This is a genomic window from Erwinia rhapontici (assembly GCF_020683125.1).
In the GTDB taxonomy this organism is placed as follows: Bacteria; Pseudomonadota; Gammaproteobacteria; order Enterobacterales; family Enterobacteriaceae; genus Erwinia; species Erwinia rhapontici.
On sequence record NZ_CP085627.1, the window covers coordinates 75,324 to 97,919 of the forward strand.

A 22,596-nucleotide genomic window follows, 5' to 3' on the forward strand; every position below is an offset into this window, starting at 1 on the left:
CCGTTATGTCGTGAGGTGACGACTCAGTAACTCCAGTTCAGGCTAAAACCCAGGGTGTAAGGGCTGGTTTTAAAGCCGTCAGGTCTCGAGAAGGGCACGCCCGCAAAGGCGTCGTACCCGGTATTAAAAACAGTGCCGCGCAGGCCGGCAACGCCGCCTGCCAGATGTTGACCAATCAGCATGCCTGCGCTGCTGGTGCCGCCGACTTCGCCGTAATCCGCGCCCAGATAGAACTCCTGTTGCGGCAACGGCGTTTGCCAGGCGAGGTCATTGCGCACGAACCAGCCACGGCTGGCGCTCAGGTTGCGTTCGCCATCGAAGCCGCGCACCGTCCAGCGTCCGCCGATGGAGAATTCATCCTGCGGCGTCAGGGACATTGAACTCATCTGGCGCAGATACTGCACGTTGTAGCGGAACGACTCGCCGACGATCTCAAAGGGAATATCCAGACCGGCGCTGAGGGTAACGATTTTGCTCTTCGCCGTGGCGTCGCCGTTGTACTCCTCCGGGGCCGGGATGGCCCCAAACCAGCGGGTACCGCGCTGATAGCTGATGCCCGCATCCAGCGTGCTTTGCCCGATATAGTGACGATGGGATAGCCCCAGCCGCCAGGCGGCGGTCTTGCGATGCTGCACCTCGACCTCGGTATCGGCGATGTAGTTGCGCGATTCACTGGTCAGCACGTCCCAGCTGACGGACGTCTTCTGCGTGCCGCTGCGGTGCAGTACCCGGCTGAGCTGGACGTCGAGGTTTTTGCGTTTACCGCTGTAGAGATAGTCCTGATTCAGGCCCGCCACCGTCTGGTGATAGTCATAATCGCTGGCCGTGGCGCTGGCCATCCAGTAGCCAAAAGGCACCGAATAATGGGCGGTGATGTTTTTACTGCCTTTATCGTCGCCGGTTTTGAGGCTGCGGGTGCCGGAAAGATAAAAGAGATCGCTCAGGGAGAAGGGGTTATCCAGCGACAGGGTCGCACCACCCTGATAACGCCCGGTGGCGACGGAACCTGAGTCATCCAGCGAGGCCCCCAGGCGCCACATCTTGCGCTGTTGCCACTGCACCACGATATCGCTCTCGCCCGGCAGCTCGCCGGGTGCCACTTCCATATTGGCCTCCACCGTCGGCAGACGCTGCAGGTTTTCCAGCCCCTGTTCGATATCACGCAGGTCGAGCAGGTTTCCGGCATGAGCAGGGAAAGCGGTCCAGAGGGTCAGCCAGCGATCGCTGTCGGGGCTCCGTTTCACCTCGTGAACGTAGCCGGGCATGATCACCAGCGACAAGGTTCCACGGGTCAGATCCTGATTCGGGGCCAGTACACGGGAAGTTACATAGCCGTGGTCAATCAGGCGATTTTGCAGGGTGCTCATCAGCTGATTAATGCCCTTCCCGCCGAGGCAGTGGCCTTCACCCTGACGGGCGAGGCGCTGCAGTGGCAACCAGTGCGGCAGGGCCTCCTGGCCGCTCAGTGTTACCCGGTCTATCTGAAAGCAGGGAGTTTCTGGCGCAAAGTGAATGCGGCCAAAAGAGGAGGAAGGCGGCGAAAGGCGCACGTCCGGGGTGGGCGGTGTCAGGGTTTCTTCCAGCGCTCTTTGCCGCTGCTGCTGGGACTGAAGCGTCCGGTCGATCATGTTCTTTTCAGCCGCAGGACGCTCAGGTGGAGGGACCGGGGCGGCAGACGGGGAAGAGGGGATCATCAGCGCGATAAGCGTGAAAGCTGAAAAAATGAACGGCGTTGTGCCGCGGGCCGTCCCTGTCGGTGTGTTGCGCATCATCCCTGTGACTTCTCTTGATTTTTTATATAGGTGCTTAATAAACAAACTATGCGGATGATAAAATAATTGTTAAGAGCTGTAAATGTAAGTGTGAGTGTTAACAGGGCAGTTTCCGATAATTCTTAGAATAAAGTTTTCAAAAATGTCTGGGACTGAGAGTGGCGTTTACAGCCCGGTTTTATCCGGTGCTACGGATGGTTTTTTCGTGTTTATTCCGCAGTTTCAGGCGCTTTTAGGGAGGGGTGCTGTCTGGGGAACACGGTGTTGTCCAACACAGCAGGGCCAGTTGTTTCATGAAATATTCAGCAATCTATCGTCCCAATCGCAAGTCTCTCGGGGTTGGCGAGAGACGGATACCCGCAAAAGGGAAAGAGGAACGTTCAATATCGTTAATGGAACGCCTGGTCGACATTTTTATCAGAAATGAACGGCTGGCCCGCGGTGTGATCACTCTTTCCCCGGAGCGGGCTGAATATGGCAGACATCATCCAGGCACTTTATGCGGATTTCCCGGGAGCATCCCGACCAAAGCCACCTCGGCGAGCATCGAAACGCTGGAGTCGCCGCGTGAGCGCGTGAGCGTGGTCGGCTACTCGTTTATCACCCTGCCTGACCAGGAGAAGTGGAGCGGCGACGGCGCGGGCATTAAAGCCATCACTGGTGGCGACGCGGTGGCGATTGACCCGAAGTACCGGGACGCCTACTCGGCCTATAATCCAGCGGTGATACTGGCGGTGAACAATAATCCGATGCGCTTCAGCGACCGCAGCGGGGGCGTTTCGCGTCGCCGGGTAATACTGACCTTCCCGGAGGTGATACCGGCAAAAGAGCGCGACCCGCAGTTGCTGGATAAAATCAGCGCCGAGCTGGCCGTCATTTGATGCAGCGCTTCGCGTCACTGCGTCGATTCCGTATCGATCGTGAGTTAACCATGTTGGCTGCTGCAAAAGGTCGTCTTTATGCCGTTGAGCGCTCGTTCCAGGCGTCAGTAAACTGAATATTCCCGTCCTGAATCTTCCAAGTGATCTTCTCATACTGCAAGCTGACGCTTTCAACGTGATTCATTTTATCATTGGCTGCGAGTTTGCAGTTAGGCACGCCGCAGTTAACACCTGTAATCTTGACGTTTTCCATAAATACAGAGTAGTAGGCAACTTCTTGCCCTGCGTCGTTGATGTGGTAGAACTTGATTTCAGCGCTTTTAAGCGTCTGACCCGTTGCAGCGGCTTTGTAAAGGTAAGGTGTGGAACTATCAACTTCCTTTTCAATCATCATCGATGAATGTTGACGAGTACCCGTTATCTTGCCGTTGGCATTGTCCACGGGTAAGTTAATACCGTGGCTCAACCCGATGATCTCTATGCTTCCCTCTCTGCCTTGAACATCAACAGATCCTTTGATATCTGCGCCGCCATCGTCTTTAAGCCACATATACGGAGGAATTGGCATTTTATTTACCCCTTGTTATTTTGATTAACTTCACGGTAAGAATATAGAATGCAACAGAAAATAATAATACTGTACCAAATGCAATATAAAAGAATGTGTCATACATGGAGTCAGCATTAATGCTACCGTAAAAGAAATGACATATCTTCCTTGCGATCTCATAATCGAGATAAGCTTCGGGCCTTGGTATCGTGCGACCCAGCGTTAAAAATATAAAGATAAAATAAATTATTTTACCTGTCTTACGGGCAAGAGTCGTTATAGCCACTGGCTACTACCTCCACGCAACCACGAGCCATAAGGGAGCGCATGCAGGGAACCTGAATCAGTGGCGTATTCATAAGAGCATTGCGAATAGTCGCAAAATCCGAATTATGAGCAATGGTTATGCAACCCTCTGAAACCACACCGGGATGTAGTCGGAAATTACCTCGTTTAACACCCTCTACCCACATGTAATCATCAATTGCCCAATCATCTCTCCATAATGCAAACCAGTCACTTTTACCAAATTCACGGTAACCTACGAATTTGTTTACCCTATCCTTGATTTCACGACCCTTTTGAGAAAACCAGTTACCTTCATTACGGTCAACAATCCAGTATTTACCAGGAGGCAATGGGCCATCCTTTAGAATAGCGCCACATGCTCCTTTATTGCGATATACACCTCTTCCTGAATGTGCCATAAAAACCCCGACGCCGTAGAGATTGAACGGGGAGTAATCAGCACCATTAAGAATTAACTTTCCTTGTAGAGCCATAAATCACCTAATACCCTTTTATGATTTGTGGTTAATGGTACCCGTTGTTACGTTGGCGATCCAGAGCAAATATATTACTTTGAGACTAGATGACCTTATTGCCCTCTTTTTATTAGGGTAAGGTGTTAACTGGACTTGCTCCTGATACTAATTGACGTTATTTATTCAGATAACTATTTCAACTATGTATTTTTTAATAAAAGTAATCTCTATATCAGTAATTACTAATCCATTTTACAGGTTCCTTCAACCGCACAACCCCCTTGCATCTTCCCCTCACTCCCTTAAAATTTCCCCCTCTCTGGCGTAAGGAACATCGGATGTCACAGTACTGGTGGAAGGACCTGCACGACCGCAATCATGCCTGGCTGGGGCTGGAATTACAGAGCCCGAAACCCACCATGCAGCCCATTCTGGAGATGCACAGCGGGCATCATGGCCGCATGGCGCTGTCACTGCGCGGTGTGCCGCTGTTCTGGGGTTCGATGCTAAAAGATCATTCCGGCCTGTGGCGGGTGTTTAACGCTGAGCATCCTGATCCATATGCGTTATTACCGCCCATTACTTCGCTGGCGCTGGAGTCGATTCGTCGCTCCGGGCCAGAGGCGTGGATGGGCGAGTGGTGCCGCTATTTTGCCCGCCATTTGCTGACGCCGGACGTTCCACTGTTATCCGCTGGCCGCTGGCTGCTGCGCCCGATGTTACCCACCGCACCCGTTGCACCTTATTCCCTTCAGCAAACGTCTCCGGTGGAAAGCTGGCGTTTTCACGCCCCTGCCCGTAGCGGGAATATCGGTTTTAGCTGGTCACTCTTCGCGGAAGATATCCCGAACCTGATGGCTCCGACGCGCGTCTCGCAGGTTGACTGGTGGTGGAACGGCACCCCGCTGCTGGCCCGTTACGCCCTTCAACCGCACGCAGGACGCCTGAAATGGTGGCGCAAGAAGAGCCGGGAAGGGACGCTGCCGCCGGTACTGGTGCGCTTCATTGCCGGGCTGGGTTCATTCGTTATTCTTGATGGTCACTACCGTTTACAGGCCGCCATCGAAGAGGGCATGCCGCCGCCGTTTCTGGTGCTCAGTGAACTGGGGGAAAGAACCTTCCCGACGGACCCGGCGCATCAGGAAAAGATCGTGCGTGCGCTGGCTGCCCAGCAGCAAAAGAACCCCGCTGTGAATCTTGATGGCGTGAATCAAACGCTGATTAATCTGTATGACAGCCACGAACTCTATGCCCCTGCGTACAGTCGTGCCGTGCTCGGTGATGGCGAAGGCTGGGCGCGGGAGGTCATGGAGTATTTGTGCAGAGATGATGAGCAAGCGGTATTAGAGAAAATCCTGAAGCGTATCGTCTGACCGAGTGCTTGCGCCCCTCAGGCGGTCCCGCCCCCCTAAAAGCCCCTCTCCTCCATTCGTAGAAGAAAGCCTGAACGGTCAGGTTCAAATTTGATTACATTTATTCATGAAACAATGTATAAAAACATAAAAAAATTTACGAATAATCTTATGTACAAAAAATAACCAGAATCAGGATGTCGAGCACTTGCGCCCCCCGATGAGATTATTTAATCCTCTCTGCTGGCCGCCAGATGTTATCCCGCGATAACACCTCTTCCGTTGCGCGATAATCCTGAAAGAATATCTCTTCTTAAGACAAATTTTCACAAAAATGAAATTAACGGGTCACACACAGCCCGTCCATTATTTAAGGATGAAACACTGATGAAGATTTTTAGCCGTAGCGCAACCTGTTTACTTGTTTCTGCCACTCTGCTTCTGAGCGGCTGTGCCAATACAGGCAGTTCTCTGTTGTCCGGTACAAAAGCCGACCCGCGACTGACCAGCGGTGAGCAGGCTAAGTTCTTTAGTGCATCGGGCGCACAGGGTTGTGGAGTGGGTGCCTTAACGGGTGCTCTGGCGGGCGCGGGTATTGGCGCGCTGGCCGGTAACGGTAAAAAAGCGCTGGTCGGTGCTGCCATTGGGGGCGCCGCGGGTTGTGCGGTGGGGATGACGGCTAACTACTACCTGGATAGCCTGAAAAAAGATTACGCCACCACTGCTGCTCGCCTGCAGGCAATGGGCACTGATATCCGCAAAGATACAACGGCGGTAGAGAAAACCTCTACGGCGATGAAACAGGTCATCAGTGACAACCAGGCAACTCTGACCCAAATCAGCATCCAGAAAGATAAAGCCGGTTTTGATAAAGCCAGCGCCAATAAGCAGCTGGATCAGATTGATGCCAATATCAAAGAAATGAAAAGCCAGATTAAAGTCATGAAAGACAAAGATGCTGCTTATAAAGTCGCCCTGCAGGGACAATCAACGACGAATAAAACAGATAAAACCAATCTGACCGCATTAAATAAAGAATATACCCAGTTGAATAGCAAAATCGCCGCTCTGGAATCAGAAGCGAACGGTCTTTACAGTCAGCGCCAGGCTATTTCACTGGGTTAATGCAGAGGGGCTGACAGGACTGCCAGCCCCTTTTTACACCCGTCACTGGCCTTAAAACCTTATTTGTTTTCCTCATTTCATGGAACATTTCATGAGAAAATATGTATTACTCGCTTCAATATTGCTTACCGGTTGTGCCACCTCTCCTCAGGACTGCGACCTGCAGGCGCAAGACCCCAGCTTCCTGACTAAATTGAGCTGCACCACCTCCGGTGGTTATCGGCAGAAAGTCAGTGAAGAAGAGCAGAAGGTCCAGCTCAGTCAGTGGGAAAATCAGCGCGCCAAACAGGATCTGGCCAATACCCAGAACCGGCAGCAGGTCACGGATCAACAGCTGAGCAATGAACAGGTGCGACTGCAGGCGGCGCGTGCCGATCTGGCGCAGACAATGAAACGCCTTAAATCCGACAACGTCAAAAGCAAAGCCAGCCAGAAAGAGATTAAACAGTTGCAGGCACTGCAACAGCAAGCGCAGCAGGCCACCAGCGCCAGCGACGTTGCCGCTATTGAGAAAAAAGTGGCCGATGCCAGGAAAAGGGTGGAAGCACTGGAGCAGGCGAACACGCTGCAGTAACGCGCCCTTTGATGTGACGATATGCTGATCCGCCGCGAACCGGCGGCGGATGCCAACGATAACCACAAGACGACCCTGTGTAATGCAACGATTAACACGTGCAGCGCCGATTAATGATTCTACTCTGGCCACCTATGAGGAGACGGTTGCGATTATCCAGCGCTATCTCCCTCCGTCTCTTGCGCTGGTGTTTGCCACCGCCCGGCGCGATCCTGCCGGGCATCTGGAGTGGTGGACCGACCGCCAGGGCGTTGCCCGGCCATTGTCGGCACTGAATGAAGCGGAACAGCAGGCGCTCCACAGCAAGCTCCAGAATTACCGTGGAATACTGGCCGGGCTGATTGAGCAGCTGACCGCCCGTGGCGAGGAGCAACCCGCTCAGGCGTTGCAGCAGTTACTCGTCCATTCACAGCAGCTGGACTGCTATGCGGTCGGCGATGAACCGGTTCTGGTGAACTGGGTCATTGTGGCACCGGAGGCCCCGCCCCCGGTGGTGGTGGTGCCGTGGTGGCGACGCGCGCTGCCCTGGCTATTGCTGTTGTTGCTTTTACTGTTACTGCTCGCCCTCGCCTGGTGGTGGTATCACCATCGTTCTCACCCCGAGCCCGTGGTGCCGGCACCGCGTGAAACCCCCGCTGCCGTTGCCCCCACGCCACCCGCCAGTACTGAACTGACGCAGGATAACCCCAGCATTAACCTTGCGAAACGCAAGGATTTCGGGCGCATCAAAATCAACCTGACCTGGAAACAGGGCCAGCAGCAGCAGCCTATCGACCTGGATATCGCCGCGTTTGTCCGCTTTAAAAATGGCGACATCAGCGGGGTGGAAGCCCTCAGCCACGCCGCGGGCGACTATGAAAAACCGCCTTACATCCAGCTGAAAGAAGATTTGCGTAACGGTAACAACCAGGACGGTGAGTGGCTCTTCATCAACGGCAGCCGCTGGGCGGAGATTGATGAGGTACTGATTTACAGCTTCATTTTTGGCGGAGCCAGTAACTGGCAGGGCACCGATGCGACGATCACGGTGCATGTACCGGGCCAGGCGCCGATCAGCACCACCCTGAAGGAGGGCAGTCAGCGCAATAATGTTGCGGCGATCGCCCGATTAAAAAACGTCGATGGCGAGATAAAAGTGGAACGCCTTAACCGCTTCTTCCGCGATCGGGAGCCGATGGATAAGTATTACGGCTGGGGATTTAAATGGAAGCCGGGTGCGAGCAAAAACTAACCACATTCATTATAACGTTCGTTCATTCACAGCGTGACAAGGTTTAGACAATGCGAAATGCGATTCAGGGACCACTGCTACGTACCGGACATAACTCCTCATTTAAGGCGCTGGGTGAAACGGGCTACCCCGTGTTCAAGATGGCATTTCAGCTACGCGAAGCGATCTACCGTCTTGATGCCGGACGTGACCTGGCCCGTCACCTTGCCGTCCCGCATAACGATCAGGGGGGCGATCGCACCGACTGGTACAGCAGCTTTCCTGGCGACATTATTCCGTGGAGCAGCGCCAGTGAAACGGAGCGCGCCTCCGCGCGTCAGCAGTTCAGCGAATTCCAGATCGCGGTACAGGCACTCAGTGAACAGCTGCTTAACGCTGAGAACAGCGGTGCCGGTGGCGATCGCCGGGTCTTTGCTCAGCTGCTGAAATCAGTCAGCCATTTCCCCGATTATGATTTTGTCTATCTGGTCAACGGCGTGCTGGTGATCACCTTCTGGGGCTTTGTTCATCCCGGTGGTGAAACGCGCAGCCCCCTGCACTGGCTGGAACCTGCATCGGTGCCTGCGCCGTCAGCGGCGATGATCCCTGGCACCACGCTGCCGCGTGCGGCCGCTACCGTGGCCAGCCCGCCAGTGGTGGAGACGGTCACACGTGGCCGCCGCTGGAACTGGCGCTGGTTACTCTGGGCGCTGCTGGGGCTGCTGTTACTGGCCCTGCTGTTTGGCCTGCTGCGTGGTTGCGTTCCTACGCTGTCATTGCCGGGCCTGCCGGGTTTCCCGGGGAATAAACCCCCCGCGCTGTCGGTCAACAATGAGGGCCATCCTCAGGTGCCCGACGTGAAGCTGCCGGAAATGCCGGCCATGCCGGACCTGAAACTGCCGAATGTGGCAGGGCAAAACGGTGCCGCCGCAGGCGAGCCTGGCGCCAGCCTGCCGGGCAGCGCTCAGGACGTGGGGGGCGTTCCGTCAGCGACGGAAGCACCACAACCCCTCGCCAGCGACACGCCACCCGCGGCAGACGATGCGCAGGCTACGGAGCCCGCAGCCACGACGGATCCGGTTCAGCCCGCACTGACGCCGGAAGCTGCAGCGAATCCAGAGGCCGCGCCCACCACGCCGCCAGAGCCGGGTGCTGAAGCGCCCGCAGTGGCACCCAATACCGTCCCGCCGGTGATCCCGCCTGCGGGCAAACCGCTGGCAATCCCGCCGACCCTGCCTAATGGTCCGGCACAGTTTCTCAACGGCCAGTGGCGGGTAAACGGCGGTATCCAGGACAAACTCACGGGCCGCCCGCTGCAGTTGCAATACAACTTTAAGCAAGGTGAGGGCACCGTCAGCGTGCGCCAGTCGAGCGGTGTCACCTGCCAGGGCCCCGCCAGGGGCGACGTGCAGCAGGGGGCGCTCAGCATTACTAACCCAGAGCAGATGAAATGTAGCGACGGTTCAGACTTTATTGCGCCCGTCATCGCCTGCAAATCGCCTGCCGCCGATCACGCCGAGTGTGTCGGCAGCAACGACGGGGAAAAAACCTTCCCTATTCGTATGCTTCAACCCAATACCTGAACAGGGACGGATTAAATTATGTTGCCTGAGATTGTTTCTTTTGATCGTCAAATCACCCTGGTCGGCGACTCCGGTATCCAGTTTATGGATTTCGGCCTGACGCCAAAACGTCTGCCTGCGGGGGAGTTTGTTAAATTAGCCAATGGCGTGCTCACGCGTCTGATTTACAACGAGCAGCGCGATTACTATTTCTATCAACCGACGCCTGACGCGATTGAGAAGGCCAAAAGCCAGTACGATATTCCGGTGGATGCCAGCCTGGCGCTACTGGACAGCGTCTGGTTACCGCTGCCCCTGTTCCGTTTCAGCCCGCCGAATGTCTATCAGGAAGGGCCGCTGAACTGGGCGCGTTTTCGTCTGGTCAAACTGCCGGAACCGGACATGGATGGCCACACTCACCGCATGACGCTGGCGATGGATACCCGCATCATGGCCCGGCAGCAGTCGGCAGCCGACCTCAGTCCTAATCAGGAAGACGTCAACGCCGGTGCGACCTTTGCCGTGGCAACCGCCACCTATGCGCTCAACTGGTATCTGACGCAGGACTGGGTCAAAGACTGGCTGAAAGAGGTGTTCAAAGAGAGCAGCAAAGGCCGTGACCTGGATGAACAGGAGCAGGAGCTGGCGCAGCACTATCCTCTGGCGCACTACCTTAACCTGCTGTCACTGATGGCCATTCCGGTGGAAGGGCTGCAAACCCAGACCGCGCCTGCCATCGAACTGCCGCAGTTCCGCATGATCGCCAATCGCGAAACCAATGCCATTAAACCGATCCCGGTGGATCTGATCCTCGACGTCGGTAACTCACGCACCTGCGGGATCCTGATTGAAGATCATGGCCAGTCAGGTTCCGGTCTGATGCACAACTATGTGCTGAAACTGCGCGATCTCAGCAATCCTGAGCACATCTACACCGATCCCTTTGAAAGCCGGGTGGAGTTCTCTCAGGCCTTTTTCGGCAAAGACCATTGCTCTGTGCGCAGCGGCCGACATGACGCGTTCCAGTGGCCGACCATCGCCCGCATCGGCGGGGAAGCCACACGTTTAGCGGCACGCCGCCGCGGCAGTGAAGGCTCCACCGGTCTGTCCAGCCCTAAGCGCTACCTGTGGGATGAGAAGTTTTATGGCCAGGGCTGGCGTTTCAACGGCAGCTACGTGCAGGACACCAACCCGCTGGCGACCGCGGCCCCCTTTGCCAACCTCATCGACGAAAAAGGCGAGGCGCTGCACACCATTGAAGACGAGATGGATCGCATTCCGGTCTTCACACCGCGCTATTCACGCAGCTCGCTGATGACCTTTATGCTGTCGGAAGTGCTGACCCAGGCCATCAGTCAGATTAATAGCGTGGAACAGCGTACCCGTCAGGGCCACGCCGGTATTCCTCGCCAGCTCCGTCATATCATTCTGACGGTGCCGCCAGGCCTGCCGATGGCTGAACGCTGTATCCTGGATGACCGCATGCGTCAGGCGGTGGGGTTAGTGTGGAAATCGCTGCGCTGGCACAACGGCGAGAATGACCCGTATCTGGATGAACAGGAGTTATCCACCCAGGGGAATATCCGTATCCCCTTACCAAAAATTCGCGTGGAATGGGACGAGGCCTCCTGTGCGCAGCTGGTGTATCTGTACACCGAGATCAATCAGAACTTTGCCGGCCACCCGGAGGTGTTCTTCAATACCCTTGGCCGCCCGGACCGCAAAGATCGTGAAACCATCACGCTGGCATCCCTCGATATCGGAGGTGGAACCACGGACCTGGTGATCACCGACTACCGTCTGGATCGCAATGGCCTGGAAGGCAGCGGCGCTAACGCACATATCATTCCCCATCAGCGTTTTCGTGACAGCTTCAAAACCGCCGGTGACGACATTCTGCTGGATGTGATCCAGGCCTATGTGTTGCCCGCCTTCGAGCTGGCGCTGCGTGATGCCGGAGTAGTCACGGTTGAAACGCTGATGTCGCAGCTGTGCGGATCACAAAATATCAGTGCTGCTGAAGCCGTACTGCGTCAGCAACTCAGCCTGCAGCTGTTTGTGCCGCTGGCGCTGCATATTCTGAGCAGCTACGAGCACTTTGATCCGCTGGATGAGCAAACCCACCTGCTGATCAACCGCAAGGTGAGTGAGTTACTGCCTGCTGGCAGTATTCGTGACGAAGTCGATGGCTTTGTGCGTCGCGAAGTGCAAAAAGCGGGTGGCCCGAATGATTTCAGGCTGGTGGATATCACCCTCAACCTGTCGCTGGTGAAGGTGCATAACGATCTGTGCTCGGGTAAGTTCAACATTGATAAGGTGCTCACTGCCCTGTGCGAAGTGTTGTCCTGCTATCACTGCGACATGCTGCTGCTGACGGGGCGGCCTTCGCAGTTACCGGGCATCCAGGCGATCATTCGTCGCAATCTGCCGTTACCGCCGGGACGCATTCTGCCACTGCATGGCTACCAGACCGGCACCTGGTATCCGTTCCACAAAAATGGCTATATCGACGATCCGAAGAGCACCGCCTCGGTCGGCGCCATGCTGGCACAGCTGTGCGCCAATCACAGTATTCCTAACTTCCATTTCCGTGTCTCGGCGCTGAAGCCTTACTCGACCATTCGCCATATTGGCATTATCGATATGGATAACCTGCTGCGTGATGCCGATGTGGTCTACCGCCATATCCAGTCAGAGAACGGCCAGATCACCCTGCCGGGCGAACGCAGCGAAGAGGGCGAGGGCGCAATGCAAAGCATCGTGATGCGTGGCGATCTGCGGCTGGGATATCGCCAGCTGGATGCCGAACGCTGGTCTGCCGCTCCGCTCTACACCCTGCGTTTCAACGAAAAGGGCCGTCAAAAATTCTCCACGGCGCAGTCGAGTGACAGCGGCTCCCCTTATCTCAGGGTGCGGCTGACCGTGGATAAAGGCAAACGCGCGCGCCAGTTAGGGCTGATCAGCGATCGCCTGACCATCGCAGATGTCAGCAGCAACACCGATAAATCCTTTAGCAAAGGGGATTTAGAACTGGAACTGAATACCATGCCCGATACCGGGCTCATTGACAGCCGGCACTGGCTCGATAGCGGGAGTGTGAAAAAATAATGAACAGCGAACCAGAATCTCTTACCCAAGGTTGGGCAGCGATCGCCCGGAGCTGTCAGGATGCACGCGGCTGGGTAGAAACCGTGCGTGTCGGCTCGCGCCGCCTGGATAACGAGGCGGACAAACTCAACCTCAGTTTGCTGCGTACCCGCAATCTGGCCAACAATCTGCAACATGTTGCCTCGACGCCGATGACGGTGGGTTTTTTCGGCATTTCTCAGGCGGGCAAGTCCTACCTGATCTCAGCGCTGGCGGCGGGCAGCCACGGCAGCCTGAAAGCGGCCTATGGCGACCGACGAGTCGACTTTATTAAAGAGGTCAACCCGGTTGGGGGGGGTAAGGAGGCCACGGGCCTGGTCACGCGCTTTACCAGACAGGCACCAGAAGCACCTGCGGGTTACCCTGTCCCGCTGCGTCTGTTTAGCGAAATCGATATTGCCAAAATCCTGACGAACACCTGGTTTAACGACTTTAATCAGGAGCAACTGGGCGATGAACTTGATGAAAGCCACATTGAAGAACACCTGCGTCCCTTCCTGCTTCGTGCCGAACAGCGTGAAATCTGCGCCGGCGTCAGCAGCGAAGATGTGGTGTCTTTATGGGACTACCTTGATACATCGTTCAAAAGATCCGTGGGAAAACTCAGATCGGTTTACTGGCCGCAGGTACTGAAAATAGCCCCTGGGCTGCGTCCGGAGGAACGTGCAGAATTGTTCTCTCTGCTGTGGGGTAAACAGAGCGCACTGACGGAAACCTATCGTTCACTGGCCAGGGTGCTGGTGAAAATAAACCATGCCAGAATGGTGTTTGCGCCGCTGGAGACGCTGACCGATCACAGTAGCGGCAGCATCATGAACGTCGACAGCCTGAATCGCCTCGGTTCCCATCAGGATCGCAATGTCGATATTCGTTACTGGAACGACGATCAACAATCCGTCAGCGCCTCTTTGTCACAAGCCGAACTGACCGCACTCACCGCGGAGCTGATTTTCCCGCTGGCGGAAGTCCCGCAGGACAGCATTGTGGAGCAGGTCGATTTGCTTGATTTCCCGGGTTACCGCGGACGCCTCAAAATTGACAAGCTGGAAGATGCCGGCCAGGGCGGGCTCAATCCCATCTCGCAGTTACTGCTGCGCGGTAAAGTGGCCTATCTTTTCGAGCGCTACACCGATAACCAGGAGATGAATGCGCTGGTGGTGTGCGCCAGTGCCGCCAAGCAGAGCGACGTGGCCGATGTCGGCCCGGTGTTAAACCGGTGGGTTGAAAAAACTCAGGGTAAGGCGGGTGAACGCAGCGGCGCCCCGGGTCTGTTCTGGGCCATCACGATGTGTGACAAACGCATCAGCGACAGCCTGGAACATACTGACACTCAGCTAAAAATGGGCTGGGAAGATATGTTGCATATCACCCTGCGCGAGCGTTTTGCTCATTACGAATGGCTCCAGGAGTGGATGCCAGGGAAACCGTTCCAGAATGTCTTCCTGGTGCGTAAACCGGGGATTGATAATCCCTTCCTGGACCTGGTGCGTGAACCCGGTCAGGAGGTACTTAAAGAAGTGTCCCTGGCTGAACGCTATCACGAGGTGCTCGACAGAATGGGCAATACCTTTATCGATGGCGAGCTGGTGCGGAAATATCTGGCCGAACCGCAGGATGCATGGAAGGCGATGCTGACGCTGAACGATGGCGGGATGCGTCGCCTCACCGAAGCCCTGCGCCGCGTTGCTCATCTGGATTTCAAACTGAAGCGCCTGCATCAGCAGTTAGTGCAGTGCCGCCATGAAACCGGCGATCAACAGCTTGGCCGCTGGTACGAACAGGGTGGCGAAGATCAGCGGGCGAAGAAACAGGCGATTGCCAAAGATCTGTGGCAGGGGTTATCCGCCAGTGCGCACAGCATCGGTGAAATGATCAGTCGCCTGGAACTTCCCACGCCTGAACTCAACAACATCTATCTGAGTATTCGCCATGAGGATGAGGCATCCGCGGCGGCCGGTGACCCGCGCCCCGTTCAGGTGCTGGCGAGCAATCCGTTTGGCGATAATCCGTTTGGCAGCAATCCGTTTGCCAGCGATCCCTTCTCCGGTTCAGTGACGGCGGAGGTGGCAGCCGTTGCCGACACCGCGCCTGCGTCTGTAAGGGTGAGCCAGGAGGACGAGTTCGCCCATCAGGCCTTCAAAGCCTGGGTGGCTCATCTGAGGGAGTTACCGCAGCAAACGGCCCACTGGTCCGCCCTCGGCCTGAACAGCGAACTGATGAATCTGCTCACTGAAGAGTTGATTGCGGCCGCCACTCGCCTCGATCTGGAGGGCACCCTGAAACAGGCGCTGGCGGGTCAGGAGCAGGCAGATACCCATCATGACCAGCTGAGGGCGCGTCAGGTGCTGCGTACCCAGCTGGCGATGCGTGATTTTATTGCCTGGTTCGGCTATCTCTCTCTGCCGGAAGAACAGGTGCCCAACAGCTATGTGGGTGAGAAAAAGAAAGTGTTTGCGCGTCAGACACCGCTGACCGGCGATGCGTTACCTCAGCTGGCAGCCGTGGCACCGCAGCCCGGTGTGGCCTGGATGGGTGACTGGTTATCGGCCTTGATGACCGTCATTCTGGACAACGCCGGCCACAGCGCCACGCGCGATATCTCCTTCGAACATAACCAGCAGCTGGGTCAGATTATCCGCCAGTTGAAACAAGAGAACACCCCATGCTAGCTAAAATCTTTGCCTGCCAACCGGCAGCGCCGGGTACGGCACAACTGATGGTGCGCCTGCGCGGCGAGCAGGCCATCCTGTCTGATCTGACCTTTATTCTTTGCAACAACGAGCAGGATTACCTGCAACCTGATGGCAGATGGGGGGCGGCACAACACTGGTTTACCGTCGCTGGCGGCTATGCGCTGGCAGGCGGCAGTGGTTTTCGTCTTGGCCCAACGATCCTTGACCCACTGCTGGCCAATGCCAGCCAGGTGCAAATCCAGGTCAAACTGGCCTCAGGTGAAGTGCGTAACACCACGCTCCAGCTGGCGCGCGATGAGCTGTTCTCGTCGGAGGCGCGTGGCCAGACCGGCAACTACAGCAGCAGCAGCGTGCTGCCCACGCCGGAACCGGTGTCCCCGCCGGTAGCCGCCCCGGTTGCCCCGCCCGTTGTCCAGCCTGCGCCCACGGTTGCCGTGTCTGCCGCGGATAAACCCAAAGGGAAAAGCACGCCATCCCGTGTACCGCTGATCGCCATTATCGCCGGTGCCGTGCTGGCCCTGCTGCTGATCGCCGCCGGGCTCTGGTGGTTCCTGGGGCGCGATACTGCCACCCCTGCTGCTGCTGATGCGCAACAGGAAGCCACGTCCGCCGCCGCGGTGCCGCCAGCGTCCGCCACGACGGAACCCTCTTCGGCACCTGCGGCAGGCGCAGAAAAAACGGCAGAGACCACCGCTGCCAGCACCTGTACCGTTGCTAACCTGAATAACCAGAAAGAGCTCGATTTCGTGCAGGGCTGTGTTGAGCAGAAGCTCGACAGCGAGGCGTTACTGACCATTATTCAGGCCGCCAAAGAGGCGAAGAAATGCGGCGTGGCACAGCGTTTGTATGCCAACCGCGCACAGGGGGGTGACAGTAAGATCGCCATCGCTTACGCCCGTGAATACGATCCTGAATCCCATCAGCCGGGCGAGTGCTTCAAAACGGCGGATAAAGACACGGCAGCCTACTGGTACGAGACCGCACTGCAGGCTGAACCGGACAATAAACAGGTCAAACAACGCCTTGAGGAGCTGGAAAAATGATCCCTTCCCCGATGTTGCGTCTGGCGCTGCCGCTGTGCGCCCTGCTGCTGTCCAGCCATGCGCTGGCCGCTGATGGCGATAAACCGCTGCTGCAGGAAGGGAAAAAAACCTTATTTCAGCGAGTACTCACCACGCCGGGTTGCACTCTGAGCAACGCTGCTGGCGAAGCGAAAGGCACGATACAGCCCGCCTTCAGCAGTCTGTACGTTTACCAAAAAACAGAGGTGAAGGGCGCAAGCTGGATCGAAGTCGGGCCAGACAGCTACGGCAAAAAAATCGGCTGGTTACCCCAGGCCTGCACCGTTGACTGGAAAATGCAGCTGACCCTGGCCTTCACCAATCCGGCCAACCGCGACCGCCTGCTGTTTTTCAAAGAGCGAAAAAATCTGGACGATATTCTCTCCGCAGCAGACCCGGTTTCTCTGGTTGCACCGCTGCGTGCCAAACTGAAGCGTGACGGCCATGCAGACGGGGTACAGGCCCAGGAACCGGCGTTATTTGTCGATCTGCAAAAGCAGTTTTACCTGCTGCCGATCCTCAGCGGTGAAGAGGTGATGACAGAAGAGGGCTTCTATACCCGCCTGCTGAACGTTGCTTCGGTGAGTAAAGCCGACGCCACCGCCGCCGCCGCCAAAGAAGAAGAGAGCGTTAACAAAATCAAAGGGTTCAACGCCTCGGTGGTGTTTGTTATCGACTCCACCATTTCAATGGGACCGTATATCGATCGCACCAGGGAAGCGGTGAATAAGATCTACGATAAAATCAAACAGGAGAATCTGGGGGAGCAGGTGAAATTTGGTCTGGTGTCCTATCGCTCAAACACCAAAGCGGTGCCGGGCCTGGAATTCAGCACCAAAATCTTCGCCGATCCCAATCAGGTGAAAGATGGCCCGGACTTCCTGAAAAAGGTCGCCGACCTGAAAGAAGCCAAAGTCTCCAGTTCGCTGTATGACGAAGATGCCTATGCCGGTGTGATGTCGGCTATCGACGACATCGACTGGAGCCCGTTTGGCGCCCGCTACGTGGTATTAATCACCGATGCCGGTGCCATTGAGGGCAGCAATAAACTGTCAGGTACCGGTCTGGATGCCAGCCAGCTGCGCCTGGAGGCGGGCAATCGTGGCATCGCCATCTATACCCTGCACCTGAAAACCGCCAGCGGCAAAGATGACCACGCTAAAGCAGAAAGCCAGTATCGCGATCTCTCTAACTTTGACAGCACGCAGTCCAACCTGTACCAGACGGTGGATGCCGGCGATCTGTCCGTCTTTGGTCAGCAGATTGATGCCCTGGCCTCTGCCATTACCGCGCAGGTGAAGTCCGCCTATATGGGGGATGCAGCCATCGGCAGTGCGATCTATGCCAAAGATGATGGTAAGAAGCTGACGCCCGAGCAGAAATTACTGCAGGATACGGCGCTGATTGGTCATGCAATGCAGCTGGCCTATCTCGGCAAAAAGAACGGCACCCAGGCACCGTTGGTGTTTAAAGCCTGGATCAGCGACCGTGACCTGATTAAGCAGAATATCCCCACCACGGATGTGCGGGTGCTGCTGACTAAGGGACAGCTAAGTGATTTAAGCGATGTGGTCAGTCAGATCCTGCAAGCCGCGAACGAGGGCATGATCTCTCCGGCAAAAATGTTTGAGCGTTTACGTACTGTCGCCGCCACTATGGGCGCCGATCCTAACCAGCTTAAGCAGCAGGATAATACCAAAATCAACGATCTCGGGGTGCTGGGCGAATATCTCGCTGACTTACCTTATCGCAGCGACGTGTTGAATCTGGACGAAGAGACATGGAAAAGCTGGGATGGGCTGTCGCAGGAGAAATTTATTCGCACGCTGTCGGCCAAGCTGCGCCACTACCAGAAATATAACGCCGATGTTGATCGCTGGGTTGAGCTTGCCGCTGGCAGCGATCCGCGCGATCGCGTCTACCCGGTGCCGCTGGAAATGATGCCCTGATGCTGCACATTGAGGACCTGTGTATTGTCCGGGGGCAGGGAAGCCAGGCCCACCGTGTCTCGTTGCCGCAGCTGGCACTGCGGCCGGGCGAGGTAATGGCTGTCACCGGCGAAAGCGGCTGTGGTAAAAGTACGCTGCTGGAAGCCATCGGCTTATTGCTGCGCCCCAGCCACATCGGGCGTTTTATGTTGAGCCAGGCGAGCGGGCAACGGGATGTTGCCGCCTTGCTCAATGGCGATCGTCAGGCGGAGCTGGCCGATATGCGTGCACGCCAGTTAGGGTTCGTCCTGCAAAATGGCGGCCTGCTTCCCTATCTGAACGTGCGCGACAATATCCGCCTGCCCTGCCAGCTGCTGGGCAAAACGCCCGACAAAACCCTGCTGAACCGGATTATCGACACCCTGAAACTGGGCCCTTTACTGGCCCGCTATCCGGCGCAGTTATCCTTTGGTGAAAGACAGCGAACCGCCTTTGCCCGGGCCATTGTCCATCGTCCCGCGCTGGTGCTGGCGGATGAACCCACCGCCGCGCTGGATCCTCACAATGCGCAGCAGCTGTTTAATCTGTTTATTGAGCTGGTGCGTCAGGAAGGGATGATGGCGCTGGTGGTGTGTCACGACTGGCCACTGGTCGAACGTTTCGGCTTACCTTGCCTGATCGCCCGCACCGATGCCCCAGCCGTGAATCCGGCCGATTCATCAGAGCCTGTCCAGGGGGAAACCCGCTTTGTCCTTTAACCGAACTCCGCTGCTTGCCCGGCTCGCTTTGCAGGACCTGTGGCACGACCGCACCATCTCCTTTTGCATCATTTCTTCGCTGGTGGCGGTGATAGCCCCTCTGCTGCTGCTGTTCGGCCTGCGTTTTGGCATTGTCAGCCAGTTACAGGACGACCTGGCGAAAGACCCGCGTAATCTTGAGATCCGCATGTTGAGCAGCAACAGCTATGACCAGGCCTGGATCGAACAGTTGCAACAGCGGCCCGACGTGGGCTTTGCTATCGGGCAGACGCGTTCGCTGAACACGCTGGCCGATCTGCAAACCGACAGCACCCATTTTATCGAAAGCGCCGAAGTGATCCCCACTGCGTCAGGCGACCCGTTACTGGGCAGTCTTATCCTGCGTCATGACAATGAGGTGGTGTTAACCCAGGAAGCCGCACGCAAGCTGGCCGTCAGCGTCGGGGAGACGATCGATCTCCGGGTGAACCGCCTGTTTGAAGAGCGCCGCGAGTGGGGGCGTCAGCGTCTGACCGTGGTGGGTATTTTACCGGCTACCTACTTCAATCGCCCGGCCATCTTTACTCGCCCGACCCTGTTACTGATGCTGGAACATTTCCGCGATGGCTTCGCTACCCCGGCCCTCGGCGTCAGCAGCGGCAACCCCCTCAGCGACATGTCACCGCGCTATGCCCGCGCCCGACTGTACGCCAAAGATATAGACCAGGTGGCCGGTCTTGAGCGCGATCTCCGGGCGCAGCGCATCGAAACCGCCAGCCGCCTGGCAGATATTGAAAATGTGAAAAGCATTAACCGGGTGCTGGGGGTGATTTTTAATACCATCGCCGCGACGGCCCTGATCGGCTGCATCGCCTCGCTGGTGGGCTCTTTTATCGCCAACGTCGATCGCAAACGTAAGCATATCGCTGTCCTGCGCCTGCTCGGCTTCACCGGCCCGGCCGTCGGCCTCTACGTGATGATACAGGGCTGTCTGCTCAGTTTGCTGGCGTATGTCGGTGGCTACAGCATCTATCTGATTGCCAGCCAGGTCTTTAACCGGGCGCTGGCGGGTAGCCAGGCCACGGGGCAGATGCTGTGCAAAATCACGCCGATGCATAGCCTGCTGGCCATGGCCCTGACGGCGGTGGTAGCGCTGCTGGTCGCCAGTATTGGCGCTTACCGTGCCATCCATATTGAACCCGCGCAGAGTCTGCGCGAGGTGTGATGCTGCCACCCTTATTTTCTTATTACTGATTAGCGGAGACTGTTCGTGACCTTTACGCCTTCCTCATTGTCATCCTGGCTGTTTCTGGCTTTGCTCGCCAGTGCCGCACCTGCCCTGGCCGAGCCCTGGACAGGCGATAGCTACAATCCTAAACCTGATGATGACGATATCATTCTGCCGATACCCTGCGAGGGATCGATGGCTTTTCGCCGGGTCGAGATTCCTCTGGCTGGCCCCCTTGATGACCTGCCGATCACGCTGGGGCAGGATGGCGGAGAATGGGGCTTTGTTGAACACAGCTATCCGGCTTTTATCGCCGGGAGCTTCTCCGATGCCGGTAAGAGCAAAGGCCGTTATTACCTGATGGCAAAATATGAGCTTACCGCATTGCAATATCAGGCACTGACGCAGGGAACCTGCCCCACGCCGTCGCGTAAACTCAGCGTGCCGGAGACCGGTATCAGCTGGTTTGATGCGGTCAGCGTGGCGAATAAATACAATGAATGGCTACGCAGTAATGCGGCCGATAAACTGCCGAAAGAAGACGGTATCGCTGGCTTTTTACGCCTGCCTACGGAGGTGGAGTGGGAGTTTGCTGCCCGTGGCGGACTGAAGGTCAACAGCGCGGAGTTTCGTGATGTCCATTATCCAATGGATGACATGAAAAACTTTGAGTGGTATTCCGGTGCGCAATCGTCCAATGGCAAGGTGCAGCTGATCGGGCGTCTCAGCCCGAATCCTCTTGGCCTGCATGATATGTTGGGCAATGTCTCGGAGATGATGTTTACCCCGTTTTATCTCAATAAACTCAATCGCCTGCACGGTCAGGCTGGGGGCTTTGTGGTGCGCGGGGGCAACTTCCAGACCAGTGCAGCGGAGATCCGCAGTTCGGCGCGCAAAGAGGTGAACTATTACGACAGTACCAGCCCTGCGACCAGTAAAACCACCGGGCTGCGTCTGGTGCTGGTAGCCCCCGCGATGACCTCAACGGGCCGGGTTAAGCAGCTGGAAAAAAGCTGGGCTGCGCTCGGGGCAGACAGTAGCGGTGCAGATAAGAAAAAAGATGAAGCGAAAGACACCGTCAAAGCACTGGGAACGCTGGCCTCAGGGGTAGATGATGCCGCACTGAAGAAAAAGCTCAATGACCTGGAAAGTCAGCTGCGGGCCAGCAATCAGCAGCAGCAGGAAGAGCGAGCGCAATCGATCCGCGCCAGCCTTAACCTGGGATCGTTCCTCTGCACCAAGCTGCAGGATGATGGTCGCTTCCTCGATTTCCTCACACATAACTATGAGGCGCTGTGTAAGGATAAAGACAGCAGCGATCAGAACTGTGCTATCCGTAAAACCAAACTGGGTGAGCAAACAAAAAGTTTACAGCAGGTGACCAGTTACTACGCCAGTAGCCTGGTAGATTCGGCGACCTTATATGGGCAGGAAGGGCTGAAACATGAGGTTGGCGTCTTTGATCAGATGCTGACCCTGAACAAGCGTCTGTCCGGGCTCAAACCTTTCCTGGCCGCACACTGGCAGAACCAGCAGAAATATCTGGAGAACGGCAAGATTGATACCGCCGGCTGGCTGGAAAGCTGCAAGAAAATTTAACGCCTTTACTTGAGGCCTCGCCAGGGTTGTGTTAATCGCACAGCGGATAGCAGGCCTCATCTCTTCAGCAACAATTAGAAAATCATTTTTTTACTATTTATAACCCTCCTCAATTAGCCGTACCTTCCCTTGTTTATAAATATTCAGCTTATTAATTATTCCACTAATAAGCTCAGGCTAAACCAATAGCCATGAGTTTTATCGTTTTACTCATATACAAGGAGGACGTATGGCTCAGGATATTTTCATTACATTTAAGGGGATTGAGGGTGAATCTCTGGATTTTTCACATAAAGGTGAGATTGAGGTTATACGCTGGAAATGGGCCGTCAGTCTGTAAGTATCCCGGCAAAACGGCCCATTCACTTTTAGAGATCTTCCGACATACTGATTATGTCCCCTGAGGAGATCGC

At 56.1% G+C, this 22,596-nt stretch carries 16 protein-coding genes and 1 pseudogene; 14 read left to right on the forward strand and 3 right to left on the reverse strand.

The features are described 5' to 3' along the window. Nucleotides 1-23: 23 nt before the first annotated feature. Nucleotides 24-1,628 carry a ShlB/FhaC/HecB family hemolysin secretion/activation protein gene (locus tag LJN55_RS00320; RefSeq protein ID WP_227536434.1) on the reverse strand — a complete coding sequence of 535 codons (1,605 nt, stop codon included), beginning with the start codon at nt 1,626-1,628 and terminating at the stop codon, nt 24-26. Between the two features lie 677 nt (nt 1,629-2,305). Here LJN55_RS00320 and LJN55_RS23960 point away from each other — a divergent pair. Beyond that, nucleotides 2,306-2,650, forward strand: a pseudogene (locus LJN55_RS23960) (DNA primase); the annotation flags it as partial. Between the two features lie 79 nt (nt 2,651-2,729). On the opposite strand, the gene LJN55_RS00330 reads toward LJN55_RS23960, so the two are convergent. Together LJN55_RS00330 and LJN55_RS00335 are read right to left on the reverse strand one after the other, a co-directional pair. Next, nucleotides 2,730-3,221, reverse strand: coding sequence for an Hcp family type VI secretion system effector (locus tag LJN55_RS00330; protein WP_227535434.1), 492 nt, complete (start codon nt 3,219-3,221; stop codon nt 2,730-2,732). A gap of 242 nt (nt 3,222-3,463) precedes the next feature. Beyond that, complete coding sequence (locus LJN55_RS00335; RefSeq protein WP_227535435.1) at nt 3,464-3,985, reverse strand: DUF2778 domain-containing protein; 522 nt, start codon at nt 3,983-3,985, stop codon at nt 3,464-3,466. A 320-nt stretch (nt 3,986-4,305) separates the two neighbouring features. Here LJN55_RS00335 and LJN55_RS00340 point away from each other — a divergent pair, with 320 nt between their 5' ends. From LJN55_RS00340 to LJN55_RS00400, 13 genes are all read left to right on the forward strand, one after another. After that, nucleotides 4,306-5,340, forward strand: a complete 1,035-nt coding sequence (locus LJN55_RS00340) for a hypothetical protein (protein ID WP_227535436.1) — start codon at nt 4,306-4,308, stop codon at nt 5,338-5,340. Between the two features lie 366 nt (nt 5,341-5,706). Next, entirely contained in the window at nt 5,707-6,444 is a 738-nt protein-coding gene (locus LJN55_RS00345; protein ID WP_133844693.1) for a hypothetical protein, read from the forward strand. Between the two features lie 91 nt (nt 6,445-6,535). Continuing rightward, nucleotides 6,536-7,018, forward strand: coding sequence for a hypothetical protein (locus tag LJN55_RS00350; RefSeq protein ID WP_227535437.1), 483 nt, complete (start codon nt 6,536-6,538; stop codon nt 7,016-7,018). Between the two features lie 82 nt (nt 7,019-7,100). After that, the gene (locus LJN55_RS00355; protein ID WP_171149505.1) at nt 7,101-8,249 is read left to right on the forward strand and encodes a tellurite resistance domain protein; all 1,149 of its coding nucleotides are present in this window, start codon (nt 7,101-7,103) and stop codon (nt 8,247-8,249) included. 50 nt (nt 8,250-8,299) lie between these two features. Beyond that, on the forward strand, nt 8,300-9,811 hold the full coding sequence (locus LJN55_RS00360) for an SrfA family protein (protein ID WP_227535438.1): 1,512 nt from the start codon (nt 8,300-8,302) through the stop codon (nt 9,809-9,811). Nucleotides 9,812-9,829: 18 nt separating this feature from the next. Further along, complete coding sequence (locus tag LJN55_RS00365) at nt 9,830-12,898, forward strand: virulence factor SrfB (RefSeq protein WP_133844685.1); 3,069 nt, start codon at nt 9,830-9,832, stop codon at nt 12,896-12,898. After that, nucleotides 12,898-15,606, forward strand: coding sequence for a virulence factor SrfC family protein (locus LJN55_RS00370; protein WP_227535439.1), 2,709 nt, complete (start codon nt 12,898-12,900; stop codon nt 15,604-15,606). Before LJN55_RS00365 ends, LJN55_RS00370 begins: the two co-directional genes overlap by 1 nt. After that, the gene (locus LJN55_RS00375; RefSeq protein WP_227535441.1) at nt 15,600-16,673 is read left to right on the forward strand and encodes a hypothetical protein; all 1,074 of its coding nucleotides are present in this window, start codon (nt 15,600-15,602) and stop codon (nt 16,671-16,673) included. Before LJN55_RS00370 ends, LJN55_RS00375 begins: the two co-directional genes overlap by 7 nt. After that, nucleotides 16,670-18,640 carry a vWA domain-containing protein gene (locus tag LJN55_RS00380; RefSeq protein WP_227535442.1) on the forward strand — a complete coding sequence of 657 codons (1,971 nt, stop codon included), beginning with the start codon at nt 16,670-16,672 and terminating at the stop codon, nt 18,638-18,640. The genes LJN55_RS00375 and LJN55_RS00380 overlap by 4 nt, the downstream gene beginning before the upstream one ends. Beyond that, nucleotides 18,640-19,377: an ABC transporter ATP-binding protein gene (locus tag LJN55_RS00385; RefSeq protein ID WP_159338593.1), complete on the forward strand. Its 738-nt coding sequence runs from the start codon at nt 18,640-18,642 to the stop codon at nt 19,375-19,377. The genes LJN55_RS00380 and LJN55_RS00385 overlap by 1 nt, the downstream gene beginning before the upstream one ends. Then, a complete protein-coding gene (locus LJN55_RS00390) occupies nt 19,367-20,581 on the forward strand; it encodes an ABC transporter permease (protein ID WP_159338592.1) in 1,215 nt (404 codons plus the stop codon). Before LJN55_RS00385 ends, LJN55_RS00390 begins: the two co-directional genes overlap by 11 nt. A gap of 45 nt (nt 20,582-20,626) precedes the next feature. Beyond that, on the forward strand, nt 20,627-22,183 hold the full coding sequence (locus tag LJN55_RS00395) for an SUMF1/EgtB/PvdO family nonheme iron enzyme (protein ID WP_227535443.1): 1,557 nt from the start codon (nt 20,627-20,629) through the stop codon (nt 22,181-22,183). Nucleotides 22,184-22,412: 229 nt separating this feature from the next. Next, the gene (locus LJN55_RS00400; RefSeq protein ID WP_407647768.1) at nt 22,413-22,523 is read left to right on the forward strand and encodes a type VI secretion system tube protein Hcp; all 111 of its coding nucleotides are present in this window, start codon (nt 22,413-22,415) and stop codon (nt 22,521-22,523) included. Nucleotides 22,524-22,596 lie beyond the last annotated feature (73 nt).

Coding starts and splice junctions, on each gene's coding strand:
- LJN55_RS00330 (WP_227535434.1), bottom strand. CDS start 3,221: ATGCCAATTCCTCCGTATATGTGGCTTAAAGACGATGGCGGCGCAGAT.
- LJN55_RS00345 (WP_133844693.1), top strand. CDS start 5,707: ATGAAGATTTTTAGCCGTAGCGCAACCTGTTTACTTGTTTCTGCCACT.
- LJN55_RS00365 (WP_133844685.1), top strand. CDS start 9,830: ATGTTGCCTGAGATTGTTTCTTTTGATCGTCAAATCACCCTGGTCGGC.
- LJN55_RS00375 (WP_227535441.1), top strand. CDS start 15,600: ATGCTAGCTAAAATCTTTGCCTGCCAACCGGCAGCGCCGGGTACGGCA.
- LJN55_RS00385 (WP_159338593.1), top strand. CDS start 18,640: ATGCTGCACATTGAGGACCTGTGTATTGTCCGGGGGCAGGGAAGCCAG.
- LJN55_RS00350 (WP_227535437.1), top strand. CDS start 6,536: ATGAGAAAATATGTATTACTCGCTTCAATATTGCTTACCGGTTGTGCC.
- LJN55_RS00370 (WP_227535439.1), top strand. CDS start 12,898: ATGAACAGCGAACCAGAATCTCTTACCCAAGGTTGGGCAGCGATCGCC.
- LJN55_RS00340 (WP_227535436.1), top strand. CDS start 4,306: ATGTCACAGTACTGGTGGAAGGACCTGCACGACCGCAATCATGCCTGG.
- LJN55_RS00360 (WP_227535438.1), top strand. CDS start 8,300: ATGCGAAATGCGATTCAGGGACCACTGCTACGTACCGGACATAACTCC.
- LJN55_RS00380 (WP_227535442.1), top strand. CDS start 16,670: ATGATCCCTTCCCCGATGTTGCGTCTGGCGCTGCCGCTGTGCGCCCTG.
- LJN55_RS00335 (WP_227535435.1), bottom strand. CDS start 3,985: ATGGCTCTACAAGGAAAGTTAATTCTTAATGGTGCTGATTACTCCCCG.
- LJN55_RS00355 (WP_171149505.1), top strand. CDS start 7,101: ATGCAACGATTAACACGTGCAGCGCCGATTAATGATTCTACTCTGGCC.
- LJN55_RS00320 (WP_227536434.1), bottom strand. CDS start 1,628: ATGATCGACCGGACGCTTCAGTCCCAGCAGCAGCGGCAAAGAGCGCTG.
- LJN55_RS00400 (WP_407647768.1), top strand. CDS start 22,413: ATGGCTCAGGATATTTTCATTACATTTAAGGGGATTGAGGGTGAATCT.